Source organism: Streptomyces sp. 6N223 (assembly GCF_052246635.1).
Classification (GTDB): domain Bacteria; phylum Actinomycetota; class Actinomycetes; order Streptomycetales; family Streptomycetaceae; genus Streptomyces.
Genome location: NZ_JBQQCA010000025.1, coordinates 50739 through 69803 on the forward strand (window position 1 = coordinate 50739; position 19065 = coordinate 69803).

Below are 19065 nucleotides of genomic sequence, written 5' to 3' on the forward strand. Positions count from 1 at the left end.
GCGGCTGCCGACCGGTTGCCGTGCGGTCGGCTCCGGCCCGGCGCGCGGGAGCGGCGCGGGCGGAGGCAGAGCACGGGAGCCTAGGCGCACCCCTCAGGGGCGCGCAAACCGTTTTCCCTAGGGGACGATCGGCCCAGGGGTGGAGAGGGCGAAGCGGACAATGGGACCTTGGTCCGATGTGTCGGAGCCCTGGTCAGACGCACCCTTGGTGACATGAGTGCGCTAAGTGTCCACCCGGTGGCCGGAGCCACGGCCACGGCCACCGGGGCAGAAGATCACCACGGCCGGCATCTGATAGGGAACGCCATGCGTGCGCTGCGCGTGATGGCGGGCGCGGCGTTCGAGGTCGTCATACTCGGCCGGGTCGAGGAGGAGCGGGCCGGGCGGCGGGTCAGCTGACCACCGGCCAGCCGCTGCTCCAGTCGATCAGGTTGAGCCCGAGCTTGGCGGCTCCGTTGTCCTCGCCGTCGTAGTAGTGGTAGACGAGCACGTCGCCGTCGGCGTCGCTGAGGACGGACTGGCCTCCCGGGCCGATGTGGCGGCCGTCGCTGGCGAGCACGGTGGTGCCGCCGCCGTCGAGCAGGTTGGCGCCGTTCGCGTCGGTGAACGGGCCGGTCGGGCTCTCGGAGCGGCCGACGCGGATGCTGTAGGTGCTGTCGGTGCCCTGACAGCAGACCCCGTAGGAGCTGAAGAGGTAGTAGTAGTCGCCGTGCTTCACCAGGGCCGGGCCCTCGATGCCGCCCTCGGCGGAGGCGAGGGAGTGGAGCTCGGAGTTCTCCGCGCGCATTCCGGTGGCCGGATCCAGCTGGAACATCTTGATCCCCGTCCACCAGGAGCCGAACGCCAGCCACCAGGTGCCGTCGTCGTCGATGAGGAGGTAGGGGTCGATGGCGTTGTGGTCGGAGTCGGCGTTGGTGCTGTAGACCTCGCCGTGGTCGGTGAAGCTGCCGGGCAGGCCGGTCTCGGAGGTGGCCAGGCCGATGGCGGAGGTGTTGGAGCCGAAGCTGGAGACGGCGTAGTACATGTAGTACGTGCCGTCGACGAGGTGGACGTCGGGTGCCCACGGGCTCTGCTCGGGCGAGTACGCCGACCACCAGTCCTGCGGTCCGGTGAACGCCGAGCCGGCGTTGGTCCACGCGGCGCGGTCGGGGGAGGTGCGGGCGTCCAGCAGGTTGTTGGAGCCGTAGAGGGCGTAGCCCCCGGAGGTGGCGACCATCGACGGGTCGTGGATGCCGATGTCCCCGGTGACCGGCAGGGGAGCGGCCTGTGCGCTCGACGGCCACAGCAGCGCAGCGAGGGCGGCGCTGAGCAGTGCCGCGAGGGCGGTGAGGAGCGTGTGCTTCGTGCGTGTGCGGCTCACGTGGCGGGTCTCCTTACGCTACGGACTGGTGTGCGGCAGCGAGTCCGTAAAAGGAGTGCCCGCCGAGGGGGCAAGAGGTTGCCGCCACACCTCCCCGGCCACCCGCCCTGTGAAGGGGTGGCCGGGCGCGTGCGGGCCGTCCCCTTCCGGGGGTGTGGTGCCTACACCCCGTCGAGTTCGCCCTCGCCGGCCGTCGCGAGCTCGCTCGCGTCCATGATCCGGTAGGCGTACCCCTGCTCGGCCAGGAACCGCTGCCGGTGCGCCGCGAAGTCCTGGTCGATCGTGTCGCGCGCCACCACGGAGTAGAAGCGCGCCTCGTGGCCGTCGGCCTTCGGCCGCAGCACGCGGCCGAGCCGCTGGGCCTCCTCCTGGCGGGAGCCGAAGGTCCCCGAGACCTGGATCGCGACGGTCGCCTCGGGCAGGTCGATGGAGAAGTTCGCCACCTTGGAGACGACGAGCACCGCGATCTCGCCCGCGCGGAAGGCGTTGAAGAGCCGCTCGCGCTGGGCGTTGGTCGTGTCGCCCTTGATCACGGGCGCGCCGAGCCGCTCGCCAAGCTCGTCGAGCTGGTCGATGTACTGCCCGATGACGAGCGTCTGCTGCCCGGCGTGGTGCCGCACCAGCGTCTCGGTGACGCGCCGCTTCGCGTCCGTCGTGGCGCAGAAGCGGTACCGCTCCTCCGGCTCGGAGGTGGCGTACGCCAGCCGCTCGGACTCGGTCAGGTCGACGCGGACCTCCACGCAGTCGGCGGGCGCGATGTACCCCTGGGACTCGATCTCCTTCCACGGCGCGTCGAAGCGCTTGGGCCCGATGAGGGAGAAGACGTCCGACTCACGCCCGTCCTCCCGGACCAGGGTGGCGGTCAGGCCCAGGCGCCGCCGGGCCTGGAGGTCGGCGGTGAACTTGAAGACCGGCGCGGGCAGCAGGTGAACCTCGTCGTAGATGATCAGGCCCCAGTCGCGGGAGTCGAACAGCTCCAGGTGCGGGTAGACGCCCTTCCGGCGGGTCGTGAGCACCTGGTAGGTGGCGATGGTGACCGGGCGGATCTCCTTGCGGGCGCCGCTGTACTCGCCGATCTCCTCCTCCGTCAGGGAGGTGCGGCGTACCAGCTCCGCCTTCCACTGGCGGGCGGCGACGGTGTTGGTGACCAGGATCAGCGTGGTCGACTTCGACCGGGCCATGGCGCCCGCGCCGACGAGGGTCTTGCCCGCGCCGCAGGGCAGCACGACCACGCCGGAGCCGCCGTGCCAGAAGCCGTCCACGGCGTGGATCTGGTACGGCCGCATCGACCAGCCGTTCTGCGCCAGCTCGATGGGGTGGGACTCGCCGTCCACGTACCCGGCCAGGTCCTCGGCGGGCCAGCCGAGCCGGAGCAGCATCTGCTTGATCTGGCCGCGCTCGGAGGGGTGCACGGCCACGGTGTCGGCGTCGATGCGGGCGCCGACCAGCGGCTTGATCCGCTTGGAGCGCAGCACCTCCTCCAGCACCGGACGGTCGGTGGTGGACAGCACCAGCCCGTGTGCGGGGTGCTTGGCGAGGGTGAGCCGCCCGTACCGCGCCATGGTCTCGGCCACGTCGACGAGCAGCGACTGCGGCACCGGGTAGCGGGAGTAGGTGACGAGGGCGTCCACGACCTGCTCGGCGTCGTGCCCGGCTGCGCGGGCGTTCCACAGGCCGAGCGGGGTGACGCGGTAGGTGTGGATGTGCTCGGGCGCCCGCTCCAGCTCCGCGAACGGCGCGATGGCCTGCCGGCACGCCTCGGCCTGCTCGTGGTCCACCTCCAGCAGCAGCGTCTTGTCGCTCTGCACGATCAAGCAGGACACGCACACCTCCACAGATAGGATCGTCCCGTGACAAGTGAAGCACCTGCCGCAATGGGTACGGCTCGGGCGCTGCCCCGTGCACGACGCCGGAAGGGCGTTCCGGCCAGCGCGCCCGGGATGCGCGCCGCTATCTATGTTCGCCTATCGCGGGAGACTGAGGAGAGCACTTCCCCGGAGCGGCAGCGTGCGGCCTGTGAGGCGCTGTGTGAGGCGCGCGGCTGGACCGTCGTGGCCGTGGAAGAGGACATCGACGTGTCGGGCTTCTCGCGCGGCCTGGAGCGTCCGGGGCTGCAACGGATCTTGCAGCGTCTCGCAGAGTTCGACGTGATCGTCTTCTACAAGATCGATCGCCTGGCACGGTCCACTGTGGACTTCGCAGAGATCATGAAGCTGTCGGAGAGGCAGGGTGTCGCGCTCGCATCGGCCACCGAGCCGCTCGACCTCACATCGTCCATGGGGCGCGCCATGGCGAAGGTCATCGCGGTCTTCGCTGAGCTGGAGTCCGACACCATCGGTATGCGCGTCTCCAACGCCCACGAGCACCTGCGCCGAGAGGGACGCTGGACGGGCGGGCGTATCCCGTACGGGTACCGAGTCGCCCCCAACCCGAACGGCGCCGGGCGCGTGCTGGAGGTCAACCCGGAAGAGGCCAAGACGGTCCACATGATCGTTGAGCGGGTTCTGGCGAAGGACTCGCTCATGAAGATCGCGGTAGACCTCAGCAAGTCCGACATCCCCTCGCCGGGGCACTCGTCGCGCCAGTCCACGGGCAAGCGCAGCGACTCGAAGCAGTGGTACACGACCACGCTCAAGAGCCTGCTCACCAATCCGCAGTTACTCGGACAGGTCATCGAGGACGGCAAGCCGATCCTGCGGACGGACGGGCTGCCGCTGGTCAACCGCCCGCCGATCCTCGACATGGACACGTGGCACGCCTTGCAGGACGAACTCAAGCGGCGCGCCCACCCCGGAGAGAAGCGCCGAGAGGGCACGTCGCTGCTCCGAGGCGTCCTGTACTGCGGGGTGTGCGACTCACGCATGTACGCCTTCATCGGAGCCAAGGGACAGCTCCGGTATCGCTGCATCGGCCGTCTGAAGCACCGTCAGCGCACGGGCGTACGGGGCAAGTGCTACGGACCTTCCATCGCCGGAAAGACGACGGAAGCGCACATCACGTCTCAGTTCCTCGCCACGTTCGGCGGGCTTCCCGTGGTCCGGATGGTGGAGCACGCGGGAGAGGACTTCCGCCCGCAGATCCGGCAGGCAGAGGATGCGCTGAGCGATCTTGAGAAGGACCGGTACGAGCGCGGCCTGTTCAAGGGTGAGGACGGCGCCGCCCGGTACGCGACGCAGTACGCCAAGCTGGAGGAGCGGCTAGCGTCCCTGAAGGAGAAACAGCGCAACGCGAAGCCCGCTGGCGTGGAGGCGGTACCGACCGGCAAGACGTACGCAGAGCTGTGGGAAGAGGCGGACATCGCGGGGAAGCGTGACCTACTGCTCGACGCCGGGACGTTCGTGCAGGTGGCGCCCGCTCAGAAGGCCGGGCCGCGCCTTGACCCGTCGCGCTTCTCGATCTTCTTCGGAGAAGACGGCGTCATCCGGCGCGCTGACGCGGACGGCAAGGACGTTGAGGCTGCCGTCCGGGAAGTTGTCGAGCGGGAAGCACAGGAACAGGCAGCGCCGTAAGCCCGTCTGAGCGCCGTTCGCGGCCCGTTGCTGGGAACCTCCGGTGACGGGCCGTTCGCGTCCCCAGGCGCGCACCACCACGCGCGGGGCGTCGCTCGGAGCGTCGGCGTAGGCTCGGGACAGACGCGACGCGCTGACCAGCGGGAATGACGAAACTAGTGACGGATGACGGAACGAAGGCCATTTTGGTTTAACGCCACATGGGGGATAGATGGTTTGTTTTGTGCTCTCTTTTCACCTAACCATGCTTTGAACTGGCGTTATTGCTGTTCAGTGGGTCACTCCCAGGGTGGTAATCGGCGTCTGTTGGCTCACCTTGGTTCACCTGTTGTGGTCCTCGATCGCTGCGCGATCTTGCGGACAGCGGGAGTGAATGACTAGAGATGTCTGAATTGGGGGTTTGAGACGTTGGCGAAGTACATCGATGACGCTGCCGCTCGCCGCGCGCTGGAGTTCGCCGCGCAGCACGCCGACAAGGCCAGCAGCGAAGTCCCGTACAGGTGGAACGGATCGAGCTGGACGACGCCGGGCGGGGAGTGGCGGGACCTGCCGCTGATACGCCGGGGCGTGGGTGAGTGGCTGGGGCGCCTCGTCGGGGACGTGCGGGACTTCGAGGACCGACAGGTCATCGCCGAGCAAGAGCGCCGCGCCGCGCTGATGGAGGAGGTTCGCAGGCTCGAAACCGCGTTCTCCCAGCCGCACATGGACCCGGGAGCGCGAGACCTGTTGGTGCGGCAGGCCATCGAGAAGGACGAGGAAGCGAAGCGCATCGTGATCCCGGACGGCGCGCTTGACCTGGAGATCCTGGACGCGCTGAAGGCCGTGTCGGGTGAGATCCTGTCGGCGTCCGACACCCGTGCTACGCAACTCCTCTCGCTGGCCTCACAGTTCGACGCCTTCCGCGCTCCGATGCGTGACCCTGCCGAGTGGGTTGCTCGGCTCACGCCCGGCCCGCGCAGTGCCCACGTGCGTGCGTCGGTCGTGTGGGAGGCGTTCAGCGTTGCTGAGCCCGTGCTGGCCCGGTCTCTGGGCGTGCGGACGGGCAAGCGTCTGCTGTTCGCTGCGATGGACCGTCGTTTCGGCACGCGCCGGAAGTTGGCGGGCTACGAGGGTTGGCGCGGCGTGGCGCTGTCCGAGTCGGTCCCTGGGGAGTGACCCCCCGTGCCTTCCCGCCGAGACCGCACAGTCTTGGCAGGTCGGACCTTGTACGGGTTCACAAGCTCACGAGCGCGCCACGAGTGGTCAACGCGCCTTGTTCCGGGGCGTGTTGCGCTGAGTGATCGCTGTCAGGGCGTCTTAGAAACGATGGTTTCTGAGACGGTCACGCCGACCCCTGCCGACGTGCCTCCGGGGCGTTCAAAACTCGTCTCAGAACCAGTCCGAAACGCTTGGAGTTTTGAGACGAGTAATGAGACGATAGGGTCATGACGACGAACACCGGTCACCTCATCGGATACGCCCGAGTCTCCACCGACGACCAGGAGGCGCAGCTACAGCTTGACGCGCTCGCTGAGGCTGGCTGCTCCCGAGTCCTCACCGACAAGGCGAGCGGCAAGAACACCGACCGCCCGCAGCTCGCCGCCGCGCTGGACTACCTCCGCCCCGGCGACACGCTGTGCGTGTGGAAGCTCGACCGCTTCGCACGGTCGCTTATCGACCTGGTGACCATGGTGGACGGCCTTGCTGAGCGCGGGATCGGCTTCAAGGTCCTCACGGGCGCGCTCGCGAGCATCGACCCTCACACGCCGGACGGGCGCCTGATGCTCCAAGTCGTGGGCGCCATGGCGGAGTTCGAACGCTCTCTGATCAAGGACCGTACGCGCGCCGGACTGGAGGCAGCGCGGGCGCAGGGACGCACGGGCGGACGACCGGCCGTCATGGACGCTGACAAGCTCGCTGCGGCCAAGGCGCGCCGTGCCAAGGGGGAGAGCGTCACCGCGATAGCCAAGGCACTGGGCGTGAGCCGCGCGACGCTGTACCGCGCGCTGTCCGACGCCGAGTAGCGGAGCGCCAACCAGAGACCGTCTACCGATCGGTGGGCGGTCTCTTGCTGTGCGTGGGGAGTGACCCCCTCCACGCTGCCCCGCGTACCGGGGGCCAATAGCAGGTCTGTCCGTGTACGGCTCTCCGGGTATGACTATGGTACGGATGCCCGTTTTCCTGTTCCCGCAACACCTTCCCTCTTGCCGCCCCCTGGGCGTCGGGGAAGGCTGTAACGGGAACGCGCCAAGGGAAGCCCTGGGAGGGTGCCATGAAGCTTCGGATGCTCGCGACGGAGTGTCCCAACGCCTGTGACAAGAAGGACTGCCCCACGCTTTATGCCACGGATCGTGGGACGCTGCTGGTCCGTGGTGACCGCACGGACGACCACGGGCTCACGCTGCCTGCACACGAAGACGTCGTAGAAATCCCGCTGTCGCTGATCAAGAAGGCAATTGCCGATGGGCTCATCTAAGCCTCTCACTCTCGGAGAGCTTTTCGACTCGTTCGAACGTGAGGCGTTCCGGCTCGAAACGCTGGACGACTACAGCAAGTCGGGTAGCGTTGAAGCGTACAAGGCGTTTCTTGCCGGAGAGGGCAAGTCTGAAGGCTACAACTCCGATTGGGTGTCGGAGGTTCGCGGATACGTGAACGAGGGAAAGCGCGTTTATCGCGTGCACATCCTCTCTCGGCCACTGACTCCGTATCTGCGCTTCGAATTGGGATGGGGCTATCGGACGAACATGCTCGGGGGTGAAGAGTTCTTCATTCTCGACACTACGGAGCGGCCCAATCCACTGGAAGGTGTAGGAGACTTCTGGATTTTCGATGAATCAGCCGTAGGTGTCATGCGCTACGATGGCGCGGGGAATTTTCTCGGCTCCGAAGTTCTCCCCGAGGAACGAGCGGCAGAGTTTGTCGCCTACAGGGATGCAGCCCTTAGAAACGCGCAGCCGTTCACCGAATGGTGGGACAAATACGGCGGTGACTAAGGGAGAGCTGGGCGCAGCACTCCGGGCACTGCGGAAAGCTTCTGGAAGGGAAGCCAAAGCGGTTGCCCGGAGTTCTGTCATGTCTGTAAGTAAGCTCAGCAAGATAGAGACTGGGAAGCTAACTCCGTCGGTCGCGGACGTTGAGCGCATCCTCACGGCGATCGGCGTATCTGATGAAGTCAAAGCGGAATATCTTGAGCAAGCGCGAGCGGAGAAAACTGAGGCAACGGCCTGGCGCCTTATTCAGCGAATGGGGCTCCACAGGGCGCAAGAACAGGTCAGAGCCCTTGAGGCGCAGATGACGCGACTAAAGGTATTGCAGCCTGCCTTGATCCCGGGACTTCTGCAAACGCCCGAGTATATCCATGCCATTCTGTCGCGCCATGGTCTCACGGAGGATGTCCTAAATAAGACCACTCGTTCGCGCCTAGAGCGTCAGCGGGTACTGTACGACGCGGGCAAAGACCTACAGTTCATCATCACTGAGAACGTCTTTCGATGGCGCATCGTGTCGCCTGCCAGGATGGCGGAACAGGTTGACCGCATTATCTCGCTCTCTCGGCTGTCCAACGTTGACGTTGGCATTGTTCCCTTCACTGCCAATCAGAACGACATTGCGAACCATGCATTCGTAATAAGAGACGATCGAACCGTAACCGTGGAGACAGTTCACGCTGAGATCGTGGTGACTGACCCGAGGGACGTTGCCGAGTACGTAGAGAAGTTCGAACGGTTCTCCGCTGTGGCGCTGCACGGGGATGAGATGCGCGAAATGCTCGAAGAACTACGCAATGAGCTTTTGCGGGAACAGGAAAGCGGCTAGTTGGGTCTGCCTATCTCCCATAGGGTGAGGCCACTCACTGTCGAAGTCAAGGCAGGCCCCCATGACGTGTTGTCGCTGCGGCACTTTGACGAGTGCCCCTGTTTTGGATTTGGTATTCGGGAAGGTGGCCGCTGTATGAGCGCTGAACCTTCCCACGTCGAAGTCTCCGAATGCCCCCGTAAGGTAGACATCAGCCAGCTTGAATCCGCGTACCTCCTGCACAGGCTGGAATGCGAGACGTGCACCGTTCACGAGTCGTGCGAGATGGTGCGTCGGATGGAACACGCGCGTGACGCTGCGGGGGTGGTGCCCTCGTGACGCGCGCTGTCTACCGATTCCGTGAGCACACGATCATGCCGGATACCGGCCCCGACGCTGAGCCCGTCACTTTCGTGATGGAGTGCGTGACGTGCGGCGTAACGTGCGGCATCACTGGCAGGTCCGACGCGGGCACCGGGTGGGCGCTGGTGCACCTGAAGAAGAAACCCGGGCACGTGCGCTACCGCGAGCACATAACCCGGCCCTACAAGGTCGAGCCGGGGGCGTGGCGCTGATGAGAGCGACCGCTGAACGCTCCGAGACGCAGCACCAGGACGCCGACGCCGCGCAGGGTGAGAAGTTGCCCAGCCTGGAACGGCTCACCATGCGCCAACAGACCGGTATCGACTGCGCGCTGTGCGGCAACCGCATCGGCGTCCACGCGCGCTACCTCGGCAGCGTTCCCGACCGGCGCGGTAACGACGTGCGGCTGTACGGCTGCGCGCCCGCGTGTCCTCTGCCGCACCGTGAGCCGGGCACGTGGTGGCCCGCTGGACGGCCGCCTCGTCCGACGCGCCCACCGACGCCCGGCGCCTGAGACGCCCGCACCCTGCTACGCACTCGTTACCCGTCTCGACCTGCGGAAATGGCATACGGCTCGGGCTCAACTGTTAGTGTGTGTATCGCGCTTGATCGCCTGGACGATGAGCGGCCCGGTCTCCATGCGTCCTGTCTCCTGTCTCCTGCCTCCTCGGGCGATGCGGGTCATCGCGGCCAAGCCTCCAGTGTCGCACCCGGCGGCAGCGGTCCGGGGACGGTCAGGGGGCCAGCGGGTGGCTGCCGGTGATGCGGTGGAGGGGGTAGGTGCGGATCTCCTCCGCGGTGTGGTCGAAGCCGGTGACGAAGCCGCCCTCGACGCGGACGGGAGCCAGGACGCGCTGGCCGGCGATGCCGTCGGCGCCGACGTAGCCGATCCACACCAGGGCCCCGCTGCGCGCGGCCGACTGGAGGGTGGCGAGGGTCTCGGCGGCGGAGGTGCGGGGCGGGAGACCGGACGGCTCGGGCACGCGGGCGCCGGCCGGGTGCGGGGCGGCGCTGGCGGCGTGGTCGCCGGCGCGGAGGGCGCGGACGGCGGCGGCCAGCAGGGCGGGGTCGGTGTCGGCGCCGGAGACGTCGGGCACGGGGTGCGGCGCGGTGCGCGGCGGGGTGCGGCGGGCGGCGGCGCCGAGGGTCACGACCGCGCCGTCGGCGGCCTCGGCGGCGGGCGCCAGGCCCAGCTCGCGCAGGCGTTCCAGCAGCGTGTCGGGCGGCGCGGCACAGACCAGGACGGTGGGCGCGATGCGGCGCAGCCGCAGGGCGGCGGCGCGGCGGTCGGCCATCAGCTGGGTGAGGGCGGTCTCGTCGTCGCAGCGCAGGTAGCTGGTGCAGGCGCCCACCCGGAGTTGCCCGTGGCGGCGGGCCATGTCGTCGACCAGGTACGTCAGCGGCTGCGGCACGGGCGTGCGGGAGCGTTCGGCGAGGAAGGCGTGGAGCTCGGCGGCGCTCCAGCCGGCGTCGAGGGCGCGGCGTACGGAGTGCGGGGTGAAGCGGTAGACGGTGGCCCCGCCGGTCGACTCGACCTCGGCGGCCACGGCCATGGCCTGGGCGAGGTCGCGCTCCAGCGGGCCGGGGGCGACGGCGGTGAGGTCGGCCTGGAGGAGGAAGTGGTCGAGGGGGGTGGGGAGGTGGGCGGCGAGCAGCTTCCCGGCGTTATCCGCCCGGGCCCTGCCCTCGCGCTCGTCCGCGTGCTCGTCCGCGTGCTCGTCCGCGTGCGCTTCCTCGTGATCCCCGCCGCCGAGGAGGGAGCGGGCGAAGGAGGCGAGGGCGCCGCGGCCGGTGATGCCGAGGTGTTCGGCCTCGACGAGCGTGGCGCCGGTGATCTGGGTGCGCAGCTCCTCGGGCATGCGGCGCGGCAGCTCCCAGCGGATGCGCGCCTGCACCGCGCCGGGCTCGGGCGCGGTGCCCGGCGGGAGGCCGGCCAGCAGCGCCAGGATGCGGTGGCGCAGCTCGGCGGCGGGGCCGCGGTCCAGGCCGGGGCCGAGCGCGGCGTGCAGCCGGCCCTTGGCGTCGCGGCTGCCGACGAGGGCCGGGACGCGGGTGGCGGCGAGCCAGGCGTTGGCCAGGCGCAGCCACCGCCGCTCGGGCGGCTGGGCGAGCCAGTCGTCGTACGCCGGGGTGGGGGCGTAGCGCTCGTCGGCCTCGCCGTCGGAGGCGAGCAGGCCGGCGGCGTAGGCGAGTTCGGCCCAGAAGGCGGCCTCGGGCTCGGGCACGTCGAGGGTGACGGCGGCGCGCTTGAGGTCGCGTACGCCGAGCCCGCCCGAGCGCAGCATCGGCGGGCCGTCGGTCTGCCAGGCGGTCAGCAGCGTGTCGACGGTCGTGAGGGCGGCGAGCGCGGCGGTGCCTGCGGCGGCGTCGGCGGAGGCGGGGCCGTGGTGGGCGCGGCCGGCGAGCTCGGGCGGCAGCGGGCGCGGCTCGCGGTGGGCGCCGGCGCCGTGGCGGTCGGCGCGCAGGCCCAGCGCGACCTCGCGGGGGAGCACCACGGTGCCGGGGGTGTGCGGCAGCAGCAGGCCCCGGTCGAGCAGCCAGCGCACGTCGGGGCCTGGGTCGGCGGGGACGGAGCCGTAGGGCGGGCCCCACAGGAGGCGTTCGAGGACGGCCAGGGAGCGGTCGGGCGCCTGGTCGAGGAGGGCGGTCATGCGGTCGGCGTCGGTGAAGAGCGCGGCGAGCGCGGCGGCGGCGCTGACGGGGTCGTGGGTGGTGGGCAGCCCGGCGGTGGCCAGAAGCTGCTGCATGCGGCTGGGGGAGACGCGGCCGGCGGCCTCGGCCAGGGTGGGGCCCAGGCCGGTGGGGCTGGGGCGTTCGGCGGTGGGGGCCAGCAGCTCGCGGGCGGTGCGGACCAGGCGGGGCGCGGTGGGGGCGCCCCACACCAGGGCGTGGCGGCGCAGCGTGTCGAGGGCGTGCGGCAGTTGGCGTGCGCAGTCGGGGCCGGGGAGGAGGGCGTCGAGGGCGGCGCGCGGGCAGGGCTGCGGGGCGACGGCCAGGGCCTCGGCGGTCTGGAGGGCGAAGGTGTCGAGGCGTTCGAGGGCGCGCAGCACGGAGACGCGGGTGGCGGCGCGCGTGGCGAGCTGGGAGATGTCGGAGGGCAGGGGCGAGATCAGGTCGGGCCGGGCCCGCAGCAGACCGGCCAGCTCCTCGTCGTCTCGGGCGCGCAGCTCGTCGGCGAGTGTGCGGTGGTGGGGGCGGGCGTCCCCGGCGCCGCTGGTCCCAGGGGTCATCCGCCCTACGGTACCGGGATCGGGGGCGTTCCGGCACGGCCCGGGTGGGAGCCGCGCGCCGCGGCTGGCCGGAGACCGGTCGGGGCATGATTACGCCCTCCCGTGGTGTGGTGGTGTGTGGTGCCCCTGCCCGGCGGTGGCGGCGGTGGTGGCCGGTGCCGCCGGGGTGCGGCGCGCTGACCCTTATGTGCGGCGATGTGCGTGAGTGGACGCAGGGGGTGATGGGGCGGCAGACTCGGGGTCCAGCCAAAGGAAGGACCGGATGCGCGATGCCGCCGAGGGAGAATCCCACCGTTCGACAGGCCCGACTTGGTGCGGAGTTGCGGAAACTTCGGGAACGTGCCGGGCGGACGGCGCGTGAGGCCGCCGAGATGCTGGGCACCGACCAGGGGAAGATCAGCCATATAGAGTCGGGCCGGATCGGCGTCAGCGAGGAGCGCATCCGGAGGCTCGCGGCGTTCTACGAGTGCAAGGACGAGGCGCTGCTCGACGCGCTGTGCACCATCGCGCGGGAGCGGCGGGGGCAGTACTGGTGGGACGAGTACCGGAGCATTCTTGCCCCGCGATTCATGGACATCGCGGAGATGGAGCATCACGCGGTCGCGCTGCGCACCGTGCAGACGGTGACGATGCCGGGCCTGCTGCAGATCGAGGACTACGCGCGGGCGCTGTTCAGCAGCAGCCGGCGGCTGTCGGCGGAGGAGATCGACGCGCGCACCGAGCACCGGATGCGGCGGCAGGACATCCTGGACCGGGACGATCCGCCGCTGCTGGAGGCGACGATCCACGAGGCGGCGCTGCGGATGCGGTTCGGGGGGCGGGCGGTGGCGCGCAGGCAGCTCGAGCACCTGATGGAGATGGGCGAGCGGCCGAACGTGACGGTGCGGGTGGTGCCGTTCACGAACGAGGAGTTCTACGAGATGACGCAGGCGGTGATCTACGCCGACGGCGTCGTGCCGCAGCTGGACACCGTGCAGATCGACGGGCCGATCGGCGGGCGGTACCTGGACTCGGACACGCAGATCGCGGCGTACCGGGAGTTCCTGGGCCGCACGGGGAGCGTGTCGCTGGACCAGGAGGAGTCGCGGCAGCTCATCTACCACGTCGCGCGGGAGATGTGAGGGGCTGAGCCGCGCTCATCGCGGCGGCGAAGGCGGGGGTTTCGACGGGCTGGGGCTGGGGGTGGCTGAGTGGAGTGGCGCCTGGGTGGCGCCGCGTGGTGCCGTGTGGTGCCGTGTGGTGCCGCCGTGTGGCGCCAGCGATGGGCGCGGCACGGGGCCCGGCTGTTGACCAGGGCGGATGGTGCCTCGTTACCCCGCACGGCGCCGGAATGGCGTCGGGGAATGGCGCCTCGCGGCATCCCCTGGCGACGAGTGGCGCTGAAAATGGTGCCATGATGGCTTGCGGTGGTGCCATGCGTGTGCCATGCTGGCGTCATGGATCTCACGCCGTACGTCGACAATCTCCGGCACGAGCTCGCGGTCGCGGCCGACGCGGCCGGGGATGAAGCCCGTGCCCTGGCCGAGCGGCTCGCGACGCCGCTGGAGTCGGCCGTCCGCCTCACCCTGCTGAACGCGCTGTCCGCCGCCATGAGCGAGGTCACCCGCGACCTGGCCCCGGGCTCGGTGGACGTGCGGCTGCGGGGGCTGGACCCCGAGTTCGTGGTGACGGCGCCGCCCGTCGAGGAGATCTTCGAGTACGAGCCCGCCGAGGGCCACGGGCCGGCGCCCGCGCCCACGGCTCCGCCTCCTGCCGCCGAGGGTGACGAAGGCGCCACCGCTCGGATCAACTTCCGGCTGCCCGCGCACCTCAAGGCCCGTGTGGAGAGCGCGGCCGGTGCCGAGGGCCTGTCGGTCAACGCCTGGCTGGTGCGCGCGGTCGCCACCGCCCTGGAGCCCGGCGGCGAGCGCGCCGCCCCCCGAAGTCGCGGCCGGCGCGGGGGCAGGCAGGGATTCCAGGGGTGGGTCCGCTAGCCGCCCTCACCCTCCCGATCTGTCGATCCATCATCATCACCCGCCCTACCAGCGGGAACGCAGACCCTAGCCGTGAGGACGGTACCCCCATGCCTCGTTTCGATACTCCCGAACCCATTTCCGCCACCGTCGAGTTCGAGCTCGGCTCCGTCAGGATCACCGCGAGCGCGCGCGACGACACCGTCGTCGAGGTGCTCCCGACCGACGGCACGCGCGAGGCCGACGTGCGGTACGCGCAGCAGACCAAGGTGACCTGCTCGGACGGCAGGCTGCTGGTGAAGGGGCCCATGAAGCCCGCCATGTTCGGCCCCAGCCGCTCCAGCGGTTCCCTCGACATCAGCGTCGAGCTGCCGGCCGGCTCCGGTGTCGAGGCCACCTCGTCGCTGGCGGACGTCACCTGCACAGGGCGCCTCGGTGAGGTGCGGCTGAAGACGGGGCTCGGCGACATCCAGGTCGAGGAGGCGGCCAACGCCCACCTGAAGACCAGCCACGGCGACATCCGTCTGGACCGCGCGACCGGCGAAGCCGATGCCTCCGGGATGGGCCGGGTCGAGATCGGCGAGGTCACCGGCGTCGCCGTCGTGCGGAACGGCAACGGCGAGACCGCCATCGGCGAGGTCGTCGGCGAACTGCGCGTCCGCTCCTCCAACGGCAGCGTCGTCATCGGCGTCGCCCACTCCGGCGTGGACGTGAAGAGCGCCAACGGCAGCGTCTCCGTGGACATCGCGCACGGCGGGGTCGTCGCCAAGACCGCCAACGGCGGCATCCGCGTCGGCGAGATCTCCGGCGGCAAGGCCGAGCTCCACGGCGGGGCGGGCAACGTGGAGGTCGGCATCCCCGAGGCCACCGCCGCCTGGCTGGACGTCCACACCCGCTTCGGCGCGGTGCGCAACTCCCTGGGGGCCGCCGAGGGACCGGACCCGTCGGAGAAGACGGTCGAGGTGCGGGCCCGCACAGGCGTCGGCGACATCATCATCCACCGCTCGGGCGACAAGCGCCCCTGACAGCCTCCACAACAGCCTCCCGAGAGAAGGGCTCGCCGCCATGACCGCCTCCTCCGCTGCCCCCGCTGCCGCAGCCGCATCCGCCGCGGACGGCCGCCCGCCGGCGATCACCGCCACGGGGCTGACCAAGTCCTACGGCGACCACCGGGTGCTGGACGGCATCGCCCTGTGCGTCCCCGAGGGCACGATCTTCGCCCTGCTCGGGCCGAACGGCGCGGGCAAGACCACCACCGTGCAGATCCTCTCCACCCTCATCCCGGCCGACGCCGGCCAGGCATCGGTCGCCGGGTGCGACCTGCTCCGCGACGCCGAGGGCGTGCGCGCCTCGATCGGCGTCACCGGCCAGTTCTCCGCGGTGGACAACCTGCTCACCGCCGAGGAGAACCTGATGCTCATGGCGGACCTGAACCACGTGCCGCGCCGCGAGGGCCGGCGGCGGGCTGGGGACCTGCTGCGCCGCTTCGAGCTGTCCGAGGCGACCGCCAAGCCGGTCGTCACCTTCTCCGGCGGCATGCGGCGCAAGCTGGACCTGGCGATGACGCTGATCGGCGACCCGAGCGTCATCTTCCTCGACGAGCCGACCACCGGCCTGGACCCGCGCAGCCGCCGCACCATGTGGGAGATCATCCGCGGCCTGGTCGCCGACGGCGTCACCATCTTCCTGACCACGCAGTACCTGGAGGAGGCGGACCAGCTCGCCGACCGCATCGCCGTGCTGGACCACGGCACGCTGGTCGCCGAGGGCACGGCCGAGGAGCTCAAGCGGCGCATCCCCGGCGGTCACATACGCCTGCGGTTCGCGGACGAGAGCCGGCTGCGCTCCGCGGCGGCCCTGTTCGACCCCGTGACCATGAAGCCCGACACCGACGCGCTCAGCCTGCACATCCCCGGCGACGGCAGCATCCCGACCCTGCGGGCCGTGCTCGAGGCCCTCGACGGCGCCGGCGTCACGGCCGAGGAGCTGACCGTGCACACTCCAGATCTCGACGACGTCTTCCTCACCCTCACCGGCAACGCCGCGAAGGAGCCCACCCGATGACCACGCTCTCCTACGCCGTCAGCGACTCGTGGACGATGCTGCGGCGCAACCTCAAGCACGCGCTGCGGTACCCCTCTCTGACGTTCGCGGTCGTCCTGATGCCCGTCATGATGCTGCTGCTGTTCAACTACGCCTTCGGCAACGCGCTGGGCGGCGGCATTACCGGCGCCTCGCCGGTCACCGCCGAGGGCGGCGACTACATCGACTACGTCGCCCCGGGCATCATCCTGATGGCCGCGACCTCCGGGTCGCTGGCCGCCGCGGTCGGCGTCAACGTCGACAAGACCGAGGGCATCGTCAACCGCTTCCGCACCATGGCGATATCCCGGGCGTCGTTCCTCACCGGGCACGTCGTCGGCAGCGTCATCCCGACGCTCGTGGGCCTGGTCTTCGTCATCGGCGTCGCGCTCCTGGTCGGCTTCCGGCCCGACGCCACGCCCGTCGAATGGCTGGCCGCGGCCGGGCTGCTGACCCTGCTGACGCTCGCCCTGACGTGGCTGGCGGCCGGCATGGGCCTGATCGCCAAGACCCCGGAGACCGCCAGCAACATGCCGATGCCGCTGCAGTTCCTGCCCTTCCTGGGCAGCGCCATCGTCCCGGCGGAGTCCATGCCGTCCGCGCTGGGCTGGTTCGCCGAGTACCAGCCCTTCACCCCGATGATCGAGACGCTGCGCGGCCTGCTGATGGGCACCGGGATAGGCACCAGCGGCATCACCGCCCTGGCCTGGTGCCTGGGGCTCGGACTGGCGGGGTACGTGTGGGCGCGGACGGCCTTCTACCGTGGCTCGCTCACTCGGAGTTGATCCGCTCGATCTCCCGCAGGACGCGCCCGCGCAGCGACCGGCTCATGGGGGCGTAGCCCAGGTCCGTGGCGAGCGCGTCGGCCTGGGAGTCGTCCACGGCCCAGGTCCAGAAGTCCTTCAGGACGTCGGCCACCTCGTCCTCGTAGCCGCATGCGTAGGCGAGGACCCAGTTCGCGCCCGCGATCGGGTAGCCCTCACCGCCTATGTTGTCGAGGTTGAACTGGAAGTTGTCGGGGATATGGGCCACTTCGGAGGCGATGGTGGTGGCCTCAAGACTCGGCTCGATCGCGTTGCCGTCCTCGTTGACCACCCACGCCGTGGCCAGGTCGTTCTGGATGGCGTACGCCTGGTTGACGTAGCCCAGCCCCCCGGGGGTGCCGAGCACGGTGGCGGTCACGCCCTCGTTGCCGTCGCCGCCCAGCGTGTCCTCGTGCCAGCCGATGTCCGTGCCCTCCGAGTACTTCTCCGCCCAGAAAGGGACCTCAGTGGCGAGGTAGTGGGTGAAGACGTAGGTGGTGCCGGAGCCGTCGGAGCGGTGGACGGGCATGATCTCCCGGTGCGGCAGGTCCATCTCCGGGTTGAGCTCAACGAGGGCCGGGTCGTCGTAGTAGACGATCTGGCGGTCGTAGATGCGGGCGATAGCCTCCGCGGTCAGCACCATGCCGTCCAGCTCCGGGTCGTTGAAGGCGATCACGTCCGAGCCGAAGAGCACCGGGAACTGCACCGCCGGGCAGCCGCGCACCTCCTGGGCAACCTGGAGCTCGCTCTCCTCCAGATACCGTTCGGAGGAGCCGAAGTCCACGGTCTGCTGGAGGAACTGCTCGATGCCGCCGCCCGAGCCGATGGAGTCGTAGTCGATGGAGACGCCGGTCTCGATGCTGGAGGTGTAGTGCCGGATCCACTCCTGGAAGATGGGGTTGGGGAACGTCGCGCCCGAGCCGTGCACCTGGCCGGTGAGCGTGCCACGGGTGACCGTGCCGTCGTCGGCCTGGCATCCCGCGAGAGTTGTCGTGAGGGCCACGGCGGCCGCCGCGCCGCGCGCGACGGCCGCCGTGGTGAGCCGGTACCGCATGCCGATCATCCCCCGACAGCAGTGATCTCAGCCGAAGCGGCCGGAGATGTAGTCCTCGGTCCTGCGCTCGGACGGGTTGCTGAAGAGACGATCGGTGTCGTCGTACTCCACCAGCACGCCCGTCCTGGTGCCCTTCTTCTCGTCGGTGTCGACGCTGAAGAAGCCCGTCATGTCGGAGACCCGCGCGGCCTGCTGCATGTTGTGGGTCACGATGACGATGCTGTAGTCGCTCTTCAGCTCCCGGATCAGATCCTCGATCTTGAGGGTGGCGATCGGGTCGAGCGCCGAGCAGGGCTCGTCCATCAGCAGCACCTCGGGACGCACGGCGATGGCGCGGGCGATGCACAGCCGCTGCTGCTGACCGCCGGAGAGCGCCAGGCCGCTGTCCCTCAGCTTGTCCTTGACCTCGTCCCACAGCGCGGCGCCGCGCAGCGCCTGCTCGACGATCTCGTCCATGTCGCCGGTCATCCCGATGGTGCGGGGGCCGAAGGCGACGTTGTCGTAGAGCGACTTGGGGAAGGGGTTGGGCTTCTGGAAGACCATGCCGATCTTCTGCCGCACCAGGACGGGATCGACCCTCGAGCCGTACAGGTCCACGCCGTGGTAGAGCAGCTCGCCGTGGACCTTGGCGGCGGGAATGAGGTCGTTCATCCGGTTCAGGCACCGCAGCACGGTCGACTTGCCGCAGCCGGAGGGGCCGATGAGGGCGGTGACGTTCTTGCGGAAGACGTCCATCGACACCTCGCTGACGGCCATCGTCCCGCCGTAGGAGACGCCGAGCTTGTTCAGCTCGAAGACCCGCTCCTTGTGCTCGACCTGCCGGTCCTTGTGCAGCCGTTCGGGATGCAGGGCGATGGGACCGGGCTGGTCCTGGGGCTCGGGCGCCTCGGAGTCCTGTCCCTCGGGCGTCCGGTCGGTCTCGTTAGTCATGTTCTCGG

The 19065-nt window shown here is 69.7% G+C and carries 19 protein-coding genes; 14 read left to right on the forward strand and 5 right to left on the reverse strand.

The window, feature by feature from the left end; all coding sequences use genetic code 11:
* Window positions 1-213: 213 nt before the first annotated feature.
* Complete coding sequence (locus ACTWQH_RS17305; RefSeq protein WP_443287475.1) at window positions 214-399, forward strand: hypothetical protein; 186 nt, start codon at window positions 214-216, stop codon at window positions 397-399.
* Here the strand turns inward: ACTWQH_RS17305 and ACTWQH_RS17310 are convergent.
* Both ACTWQH_RS17310 and ACTWQH_RS17315 read right to left on the reverse strand, forming a co-directional pair.
* Complete coding sequence (locus tag ACTWQH_RS17310; protein WP_443287476.1) at window positions 392-1360, reverse strand: arabinan endo-1,5-alpha-L-arabinosidase; 969 nt, start codon at window positions 1358-1360, stop codon at window positions 392-394. The genes ACTWQH_RS17305 and ACTWQH_RS17310 overlap by 8 nt on opposite strands.
* Window positions 1361-1521: 161 nt before the next feature.
* Window positions 1522-3183 carry a DNA repair helicase XPB gene (locus tag ACTWQH_RS17315; protein WP_443287477.1) on the reverse strand — a complete coding sequence of 554 codons (1662 nt, stop codon included), beginning with the start codon at window positions 3181-3183 and terminating at the stop codon, window positions 1522-1524.
* A 117-nt stretch (window positions 3184-3300) separates the two neighbouring features.
* Between ACTWQH_RS17315 and ACTWQH_RS17320 the strand changes: the two genes are divergently transcribed.
* From ACTWQH_RS17320 to ACTWQH_RS17355, 8 genes are all read left to right on the forward strand, one after another.
* Window positions 3301-4869 carry a recombinase family protein gene (locus ACTWQH_RS17320; protein WP_443287525.1) on the forward strand — a complete coding sequence of 523 codons (1569 nt, stop codon included), beginning with the start codon at window positions 3301-3303 and terminating at the stop codon, window positions 4867-4869.
* Window positions 4870-5277: 408 nt separating this feature from the next.
* Window positions 5278-6024 carry a hypothetical protein gene (locus ACTWQH_RS17325; protein WP_443287478.1) on the forward strand — a complete coding sequence of 249 codons (747 nt, stop codon included), beginning with the start codon at window positions 5278-5280 and terminating at the stop codon, window positions 6022-6024.
* A 269-nt stretch (window positions 6025-6293) separates the two neighbouring features.
* Entirely contained in the window at window positions 6294-6872 is a 579-nt protein-coding gene (locus ACTWQH_RS17330) for a recombinase family protein (protein WP_443287479.1), read from the forward strand.
* 248 nt (window positions 6873-7120) lie between these two features.
* Complete coding sequence (locus ACTWQH_RS17335) at window positions 7121-7324, forward strand: hypothetical protein (RefSeq protein WP_443287480.1); 204 nt, start codon at window positions 7121-7123, stop codon at window positions 7322-7324.
* Window positions 7311-7841, forward strand: coding sequence for a DUF6879 family protein (locus ACTWQH_RS17340; RefSeq protein ID WP_443287481.1), 531 nt, complete (start codon window positions 7311-7313; stop codon window positions 7839-7841). The genes ACTWQH_RS17335 and ACTWQH_RS17340 overlap by 14 nt, the downstream gene beginning before the upstream one ends.
* Entirely contained in the window at window positions 7834-8664 is an 831-nt protein-coding gene (locus tag ACTWQH_RS17345) for a helix-turn-helix domain-containing protein (protein ID WP_443287482.1), read from the forward strand. The genes ACTWQH_RS17340 and ACTWQH_RS17345 overlap by 8 nt, the downstream gene beginning before the upstream one ends.
* Before the next feature lie 314 nt (window positions 8665-8978).
* Complete coding sequence (locus ACTWQH_RS17350) at window positions 8979-9218, forward strand: DUF7848 domain-containing protein (RefSeq protein WP_443287483.1); 240 nt, start codon at window positions 8979-8981, stop codon at window positions 9216-9218.
* On the forward strand, window positions 9218-9520 hold the full coding sequence (locus tag ACTWQH_RS17355; RefSeq protein ID WP_443287484.1) for a hypothetical protein: 303 nt from the start codon (window positions 9218-9220) through the stop codon (window positions 9518-9520). The genes ACTWQH_RS17350 and ACTWQH_RS17355 overlap by 1 nt, the downstream gene beginning before the upstream one ends.
* A 220-nt stretch (window positions 9521-9740) precedes the next feature.
* On the opposite strand, the gene ACTWQH_RS17360 is transcribed toward ACTWQH_RS17355, so the two are convergent.
* Window positions 9741-12236 (reverse strand): helicase-associated domain-containing protein, encoded by a 2496-nt coding sequence (locus ACTWQH_RS17360; RefSeq protein ID WP_443287485.1) that lies wholly within the window; start codon window positions 12234-12236, stop codon window positions 9741-9743.
* 269 nt (window positions 12237-12505) lie between these two features.
* Here ACTWQH_RS17360 and ACTWQH_RS17365 point away from each other — a divergent pair, with 269 nt between their 5' ends.
* From ACTWQH_RS17365 to ACTWQH_RS17385, 5 genes are all read left to right on the forward strand, one after another.
* Complete coding sequence (locus ACTWQH_RS17365) at window positions 12506-13357, forward strand: helix-turn-helix domain-containing protein (RefSeq protein WP_443287486.1); 852 nt, start codon at window positions 12506-12508, stop codon at window positions 13355-13357.
* Between the two features lie 315 nt (window positions 13358-13672).
* The gene (locus ACTWQH_RS17370; RefSeq protein WP_443287487.1) at window positions 13673-14209 is read left to right on the forward strand and encodes a hypothetical protein; all 537 of its coding nucleotides are present in this window, start codon (window positions 13673-13675) and stop codon (window positions 14207-14209) included.
* 89 nt (window positions 14210-14298) lie between these two features.
* On the forward strand, window positions 14299-15213 hold the full coding sequence (locus ACTWQH_RS17375; RefSeq protein WP_443287488.1) for a DUF4097 family beta strand repeat-containing protein: 915 nt from the start codon (window positions 14299-14301) through the stop codon (window positions 15211-15213).
* Between the two features lie 40 nt (window positions 15214-15253).
* Window positions 15254-16252, forward strand: a complete 999-nt coding sequence (locus tag ACTWQH_RS17380; protein ID WP_443287489.1) for an ATP-binding cassette domain-containing protein — start codon at window positions 15254-15256, stop codon at window positions 16250-16252.
* On the forward strand, window positions 16249-17055 hold the full coding sequence (locus tag ACTWQH_RS17385) for an ABC transporter permease (RefSeq protein ID WP_443287490.1): 807 nt from the start codon (window positions 16249-16251) through the stop codon (window positions 17053-17055). Before ACTWQH_RS17380 ends, ACTWQH_RS17385 begins: the two co-directional genes overlap by 4 nt.
* Here ACTWQH_RS17385 and pstS read toward each other — a convergent pair.
* Together pstS and pstB are read right to left on the reverse strand one after the other, a co-directional pair.
* On the reverse strand, window positions 17042-18136 hold the full coding sequence (gene pstS, locus ACTWQH_RS17390; RefSeq protein ID WP_443287491.1) for a phosphate ABC transporter substrate-binding protein PstS: 1095 nt from the start codon (window positions 18134-18136) through the stop codon (window positions 17042-17044). The two genes, ACTWQH_RS17385 and pstS, sit on opposite strands and share 14 nt — an antisense overlap.
* Window positions 18137-18154: 18 nt before the next feature.
* Entirely contained in the window at window positions 18155-19057 is a 903-nt protein-coding gene (gene pstB / locus ACTWQH_RS17395; protein WP_443287492.1) for a phosphate ABC transporter ATP-binding protein PstB, read from the reverse strand.
* Window positions 19058-19065 lie beyond the last annotated feature (8 nt).

What these genes read in the sequence shown, in the direction of transcription:
- ACTWQH_RS17360 (WP_443287485.1), bottom strand. Translation starts at nt 12,236, where the DNA reads ATGACCCCTGGGACCAGCGGCGCCGGGGACGCCCGCCCCCACCACCGC.
- ACTWQH_RS17330 (WP_443287479.1), top strand. Translation starts at nt 6,294, where the DNA reads ATGACGACGAACACCGGTCACCTCATCGGATACGCCCGAGTCTCCACC.
- ACTWQH_RS17335 (WP_443287480.1), top strand. Translation starts at nt 7,121, where the DNA reads ATGAAGCTTCGGATGCTCGCGACGGAGTGTCCCAACGCCTGTGACAAG.
- ACTWQH_RS17375 (WP_443287488.1), top strand. Translation starts at nt 14,299, where the DNA reads ATGCCTCGTTTCGATACTCCCGAACCCATTTCCGCCACCGTCGAGTTC.
- pstS (WP_443287491.1), bottom strand. Translation starts at nt 18,136, where the DNA reads ATGATCGGCATGCGGTACCGGCTCACCACGGCGGCCGTCGCGCGCGGC.
- ACTWQH_RS17380 (WP_443287489.1), top strand. Translation starts at nt 15,254, where the DNA reads ATGACCGCCTCCTCCGCTGCCCCCGCTGCCGCAGCCGCATCCGCCGCG.
- ACTWQH_RS17365 (WP_443287486.1), top strand. Translation starts at nt 12,506, where the DNA reads ATGCCGCCGAGGGAGAATCCCACCGTTCGACAGGCCCGACTTGGTGCG.
- ACTWQH_RS17355 (WP_443287484.1), top strand. Translation starts at nt 9,218, where the DNA reads ATGAGAGCGACCGCTGAACGCTCCGAGACGCAGCACCAGGACGCCGAC.
- ACTWQH_RS17370 (WP_443287487.1), top strand. Translation starts at nt 13,673, where the DNA reads ATGGATCTCACGCCGTACGTCGACAATCTCCGGCACGAGCTCGCGGTC.
- ACTWQH_RS17305 (WP_443287475.1), top strand. Translation starts at nt 214, where the DNA reads ATGAGTGCGCTAAGTGTCCACCCGGTGGCCGGAGCCACGGCCACGGCC.
- pstB (WP_443287492.1), bottom strand. Translation starts at nt 19,057, where the DNA reads ATGACTAACGAGACCGACCGGACGCCCGAGGGACAGGACTCCGAGGCG.
- ACTWQH_RS17320 (WP_443287525.1), top strand. Translation starts at nt 3,301, where the DNA reads ATGCGCGCCGCTATCTATGTTCGCCTATCGCGGGAGACTGAGGAGAGC.
- ACTWQH_RS17340 (WP_443287481.1), top strand. Translation starts at nt 7,311, where the DNA reads ATGGGCTCATCTAAGCCTCTCACTCTCGGAGAGCTTTTCGACTCGTTC.
- ACTWQH_RS17385 (WP_443287490.1), top strand. Translation starts at nt 16,249, where the DNA reads ATGACCACGCTCTCCTACGCCGTCAGCGACTCGTGGACGATGCTGCGG.